This window comes from Kovacikia sp. CALU 1929, from assembly GCF_056784235.1.
In genome coordinates this window covers 60,196-66,060 of sequence record NZ_JBXBCF010000082.1, presented here as the reverse complement: position 1 = coordinate 66,060, position 5,865 = coordinate 60,196, and the positions used below count along the sequence as shown (strand labels likewise).

6 protein-coding genes are annotated in these 5,865 nt (G+C 47.2%); 5 read left to right on the top strand and 1 reads right to left on the bottom strand.

Annotated elements, in window-relative coordinates; genetic code table 11:
• The 3 genes from AC1S52_RS22005 to AC1S52_RS21995 form a co-directional block, all read left to right on the top strand.
• The coding region (locus AC1S52_RS22005; RefSeq protein ID WP_482031188.1) for a transposase at window positions 1–233 on the top strand (233 nt) is incomplete at its 5' end.
• A gap of 456 nt (window positions 234–689) precedes the next feature.
• Window positions 690–872, top strand: coding sequence for a hypothetical protein (locus AC1S52_RS22000; RefSeq protein ID WP_482031187.1), 183 nt, complete (start codon window positions 690–692; stop codon window positions 870–872).
• A 774-nt stretch (window positions 873–1,646) separates the two neighbouring features.
• Entirely contained in the window at window positions 1,647–2,258 is a 612-nt protein-coding gene (locus tag AC1S52_RS21995) for a TMEM165/GDT1 family protein (protein ID WP_482031186.1), read from the top strand.
• Between the two features lie 105 nt (window positions 2,259–2,363).
• Here AC1S52_RS21995 and AC1S52_RS21990 read toward each other — a convergent pair whose 3' ends face one another.
• The gene (locus AC1S52_RS21990; RefSeq protein ID WP_482031185.1) at window positions 2,364–3,236 is read right to left on the bottom strand and encodes a tetratricopeptide repeat protein; all 873 of its coding nucleotides are present in this window, start codon (window positions 3,234–3,236) and stop codon (window positions 2,364–2,366) included.
• 509 nt (window positions 3,237–3,745) lie between these two features.
• Between AC1S52_RS21990 and AC1S52_RS21985 the strand changes: the two genes are divergently transcribed.
• Complete coding sequence (locus AC1S52_RS21985) at window positions 3,746–3,925, top strand: DUF2949 domain-containing protein (protein WP_482031184.1); 180 nt, start codon at window positions 3,746–3,748, stop codon at window positions 3,923–3,925.
• 192 nt (window positions 3,926–4,117) lie between these two features.
• On the top strand, window positions 4,118–5,671 hold the full coding sequence (locus tag AC1S52_RS21980; RefSeq protein ID WP_482031183.1) for a glycosyltransferase family 39 protein: 1,554 nt from the start codon (window positions 4,118–4,120) through the stop codon (window positions 5,669–5,671).
• Window positions 5,672–5,865: the final 194 nt, after the last annotated feature.

The following is a 5,865-nucleotide window of genomic DNA, read 5'->3' as shown; positions in this document are numbered from 1 at the left end:
AAATTCGTCGCTATCTCCGACGGCGCGGCATTCGCCTTACCATTCCGCGCAAAGACAACGAACGTCACAGAGGTAGGTTTGACAAGTCTCTCTACCGTGAGCGCAACCGGGTGGAGCGATGTTTCAAACGATTGAAACAGTATCGTCGCATTGCCACTCGCTTTGAAAAGAAGGCTGAAAACTACCTAGCCATGCTGACTCTAGCCTCGATCATGATGTGGCTATACTTTTAAAACAGACCCTAGTGTCTGCCAAGCAAATTTCGAGAGGTTGAGGACACTCAAATTTTTGCTTTCAGTCGGATTTCTAGATTTTGGCTACTTGTCAATTACAGATTGACAGAAGTTAAGATAAGAGCAATTTAAGCCAATGTAGAAATAGTATGAACTCCTCTGTAAGCACTCAAAACGCTAGCCAAATCTTCAACACCTTCTTGAACCTAACAAAGGAACTAGAGCCATTCGTTAAGATAGATGATTTGAAGATCGCATTTGATAATAAAGGCAATGTTTATCTTCAAGCAGATGATTTCCAGGAACAAATTCACGCCAATTTTTTGGTGTCGCGGGAAGTACGGAATGAGATACGCAATTTAATTGCCAAACATCGATCCTGATATAAACGGCACATTGGACACGGGGAAAGTCCTAGAGTGAGTGTGCAGTGGATGGGTTAGTGCAGAGGGAAGGATGTTCAACGAGTCCAAGCACAGTGGTATCCTCATCTTCCAAATGGAGGGCAACAGCCTCTCTGAGATTATCAACCAATTCGTCCAGGGTATCTCCCTGGGTAATGACAGCAACTTCCAGACATTCAGCTACATAACCACGCTGTTCGCCGGGTTGGACAATGGCTGTGATAGTTTTGCGTAGCTCCAGAGTGTCAGCGATAGAGGGAAGTATCCACTCAAGTTAGATTAGGTCGGTTGTACTCTAGAGACTAGATTCTTTCATCATAGGCTCCCTCTCACTAAAACACGATCTGGCGCTTATAGCGTTTCCTTGCTGGGTGAGGCACATCTCATCTGTTTGACTCAAGGAATCTATGGCTATCCATGTACCTGACTGGATTCAAAAACGCCATAGTTAGCTTCTTCATCTTTCATCTCGTTCCCAGGCCTTACCTGGGAATGGCAACCCTGGAGGCTCTGCCTCTATCAGTGCTGGAGGCAGAGCCTCTCAATCAGTGTTCCCAGGCGGAGCCTGGAGAACAAGGCACGTCAGGGCTGTCAGTCTTAAGTCAGTGCCATTGATCCATGTACCTCACTGGATTCAAAAACGCTATATTTAGCTTCTTCATCTTTAACGAGGCTGGTGATCTGCTATTAACAAATTGCTAAAAGCTGGTATAATTTGTTTTTGAAGGGGAGTAGCTGCTGGTTAATTCCAGCCCACCTGAATCAACATACTGGTGATGAACCTGGTTCAGGTGACAGATGGAGTTTTTGGTTTTAGTTATTGGTTTTTAGAAAGCAGCCATAAAGCTTGTACCTTTCTCTCACAACCAATCCCTAACAACTGATAACCCTTTGCAAGCGAGACCTTCACTGAGTTCACATTTGATGTGAGCCTTGGTGAAGTTGTCAATGCCCTCATCAAGCTCACTCAGATGCCGTTGCAAGAACATTCTGAGGAGCCGAGGGGGATATGCTTAGCGCTTTTACAGCCGGACTTTTGCTAATCACGATTTCTGAATTAGGCGATAAGACCTTCTTTATCGCTATGTTGTTGGCAATGCGCCACTCTCGCCGGTTGGTGTTTATTGGCGCAGTGGTGGCGTTAGCAGCCATGACCCTACTGTCGGTATTGATGGGTCAGGTGGTAGCGCTCTTTCCCAAAAGGCTGGTTCACTTTGCTGAAATTGCTTTGTTTATTGGGTTTGGGTTGAAGTTGCTGTACGATGCCAGCAAAATGCCAGCGACCCCCTGCGGCGAAGAAGTGGATGAGGCAAAGGAAGCGATTGAACAATCGACTTCCAGTTTGACTCAGTGGAAAAACTACTGGGGCGTGATTTTGCAATCCTTTGGACTGACCTTTATGGCGGAATGGGGCGATCGCACCCAGTTCACCACGGTTGCCCTCTCCGCTGGTAACAATCCCATTGGCGTGACCGCAGGCGCGATCACAGGACACGCCATCTGCGCCGCGATCGCCGTTGTGGGAGGATGCTTCGTCGCCGGTCGCATTTCTGAACGAACCGTCACCGCTCTGGGGGGATGTCTCTTTCTGATCTTTGGCTTGGTTGCGGTAATGAGATAAGGGATGGGGGGAAGGAGTTAAGAGTTGAGAATTAAGAGTTGAAGTAACCAATACCTCACCCCACCCTTCGGGAACGCCAAAGGCGAACACCCTCACCCCTTACCCCTATGGTGCTACTGGAACAGGGCTGGGTGCCACTGATGGGGGAGGCGTTGGGCTAATGGAGGTAGAACTGCTGGCAAGCTGTTTAATCTGATCTTTATACTGAGCAGGAGCCAGGTTTGAGGCGCTGTCAAAGAGGGGTTTTGCCTCTTCAGTTTTCCCCTGTGCTTTCAGAACAATCCCTTTTGCCAAAACTGGGCGGAAGTCATTCTTATCACCCTGGGCAGCCTCGTCATACATGGCGATCGCCTCGTCATACCGCTTTTGATCCGCATAGACCCGCCCCAACAGCAATTTCACGGAAGGGACATCGACGCTGCCAGCCTCAATTTGATTTGCCTTAGGGGCTGTCTTAAGCGTATCTTGTAACATGCCAATGGCGGCTTCTGGGCGTTCCTGTTGGAGGAGCAGAGTTGTTAAGCCATCTAAAGCGTTGAGATTGCCCGGTTCAACTTTCAAAATATCCCGGTATGCCTGAGCAGCACCTTCCAGATCCTTCTCCTGCTGTTTTGCCTGAGCCAGGAGCACGGCGTAATTTGTTTCGTTGGGGTTCAGTTTCGCCAGTTTTTCCAGGGGGGCGATCGAACCTTTTACATCCCCCATCCCCAAGCGGGCTTCCAGTAAACCACGTAACGCTGTTTGGTTATCCGGTTCCCGCTGGAGAACCAGCTCATAACCCTCTGCCTGTCTCTGCAACTGCTCCTGGTTAGGAATGGGGCTGGCAGATTGACTCGGAGTAGGATTGGCAGCAGTTTGCTGTTGATTTGAGGTCAACGCTCCCTGAATGATGGGGAAAATCCCAAGTCCGACGAATGCCATAACCGCCAAAATCAGAACCGTATTGGTCATCCAGCGATTGCGTTTTTCAGTAGTCACAGGCTTGCCTCAAAACTCTAATGTCATCTTAACGACAAACTCAGAGAGTTAAAGGAGAACAGTTAATAGGATCTACTTCACCCCCCAGAGTCGTACCAAACCAAAGAGGATAGCGCAAAATGTTTGGCTCATGCCTAAAACCTCTGGATTGCTTCAAAATCGTTGCAGTTCTTTAACAAGTAGACCTGTGATAGCTGGGCTGTCAGGGTGGGTATAGCCAAGTGATACAGCGGTTCTCATGCTGATGTGGGGTTTGCTATGAGTCATTAGCATTAGTCACTAGCATTAGTCATTAGTCCTTTGTGGGCGACCAATGACCAATGACCAAAAATGTACCTCACAAAGCTGAGAATTGCTATGTGCCCTTTCCTGCAAGACTTCCTCCAGAATGAGAAAATCATTCGCCTAAATGATCCAAAAGTGGGAGGCATGAGTACAATTGTGCAGCCAAGATGGCAGAACCTGATTAACCTCTTCAATTGCTACGAACCAAAATGATGCAGCTTACTATGCAAAAGCAACTGATTCACTTTCTTCAGGAAGAACTTTTGGTTCCTGCGGAATCAATTGCGATCGCACAGCGTCAAGAAGAAATGTTTCCCGATCTGTTGCCAATGGTGCTGTGGCAGTATGGGCTGATTACGATAGAACAGTTAGAACAGGTGTTTGATTGGCTGGAAACCCGATAGAGCCGTTTTAGATCCCCGGCAGCTTCAAGATTTTGAGGAACTTGGCAGAGTCTTTCAGGAGTTTTGTTCATTAACTAGCGTGGTAGAGTCATGGGTGTTATTGACTGTCTATGCTTTCGCGACGATAAAAGTTTTAAGTAATTTAAAGCTTTTAGAACAGGCATTGCCAGGTTGACTGCACTCTACAAGCCTATGAACACCGCAACTAGCAGATTTAAAGAAGCCAGACTCCAGCATGGAAGTATTTCTACTGTTCTCACCTATTTATCCTGGTTAATTATTTTATTTGGGATTTCTGTCCGCCTGGTTCAATACTTTTCAAACCGATCGCTGTGGGGCGATGAAACCTATTTAGCCCTCAATATTGTTAATCGTTCATACTTAGAGTTACTTCAGCCCCTGGACTATAGTCAGGCAGCTCCTTTCGGCTTTTTGTGGGTCGAAAAATTTGCCATTCAGCTATTCGGAAATAGTGAGTACTCGTTGCGATTGTTTCCTTTGATTGCTGGGATTGTTTCTCTGATTGCTCTCTATAAACTGGGGAAATGGGGTGCGTCTGCGATCGCGGTGCCCATTGCATTAGTTCTCTTTGCTTGTTTGAGGCATCCCCTTTACTACGCCACCGAAGTTAAACAGTATTCCAGTGATGTCATGGTGGCATTGCTGCTCTGTTTGCTCCTGATTCCGCTACGCGACAAAATCATCAGCAACGGACGCACCCTCCTGATTGGGTTACTGGGAACTCTGGCAATCTGTTTATCCCACCCTGCGATTTTCACCCTGGGAGGTGTCGCAGTTGCCAACTTAGTTACAACGTCTGCTGAACGGCGAAAAGCGGTTTTTCTCAATCGGTTACCTGCCTACTTAATCTGGATTGCCAGCTTTGGAGTGGTCTACTTTTTGACCATTGCCAATGCGATGAGAAGTGAGGCTCTGCAAGGTGCCTGGGGACCGGAATACCCACGGTCAATTTTTGATGTTGTTTGGTTATTAGATTCGTTGGGTCGATTCTTCTATAGACCACTAGGGTTTCAAGGTAAAACCGATGGCATTGCCATTGCTGCCTTTGTGATTGGCTGCATCGCTTTCTTCAGGAAGCGTCGAGTCGCGTTTTTAATTTTAATTTCCCCAATCGTTGCGACATTGACCGCGACCTATCTCCACAAGTATCCCTTTCGGGGACGACTGGTTCTATTTCTAACACCATTTTTCATCCTGATCATTGCAGAAGGCATTGCTTTTCTGCTGACTCAATATCAACAGCACCGTCAATCTTGGGTAAAGAGACTTTGGGCGATCGCTGGCGCTATCGTTGCTTGTCTCGTGCTGCTGCCAGCCCTATCCCAAGCCACCGATTTTTTAATCTCTCCCAGGACGGTACAGGAAATTCGCCCGGTGATTGAATATATCAAAACCCATCAACAGCCTGCGGATAAGATTTATCTCAACGATGGAGTTGCCGTTCACCAGTTTCGATACTACGCCGACAGGTATGGCTATTCCACGTCTGATTATGTGGAAGGATACACCGATTTTATGAATCCTGAAGCCTTTTCCCTTCAGGGTTGGCAGGATTTCAAACAGAAAACCAGTCAGCTTCAAGAACAACCCCGTGTATGGTTTTTGTTTTCCGGGCTAAAGGATGCTCAGGAAGCCCTGCTCAAACCACGTCTTGATCAGATTGGGCAGGAACTTGACTTCTTCCGCCAACCGGGTGCATTTACCTATCTCTACCAGTTGAAATGAAGCAGAGGCTTCTTCTGGGTAATTGTCAAAGTTTAGGGACTTGGTAGACTCACCAGACACAAGTTATAGCCTTTAGCTCGACTCAAAGTCTCCCAGACCTCGGAGGTTTTCAAAACCTCCGAGGTCTAAAATTTCTGAGGGTCTGAGTACAAGCTACATCGCTGTCTCAGCGTCATCTCTGCACACTTATTCTT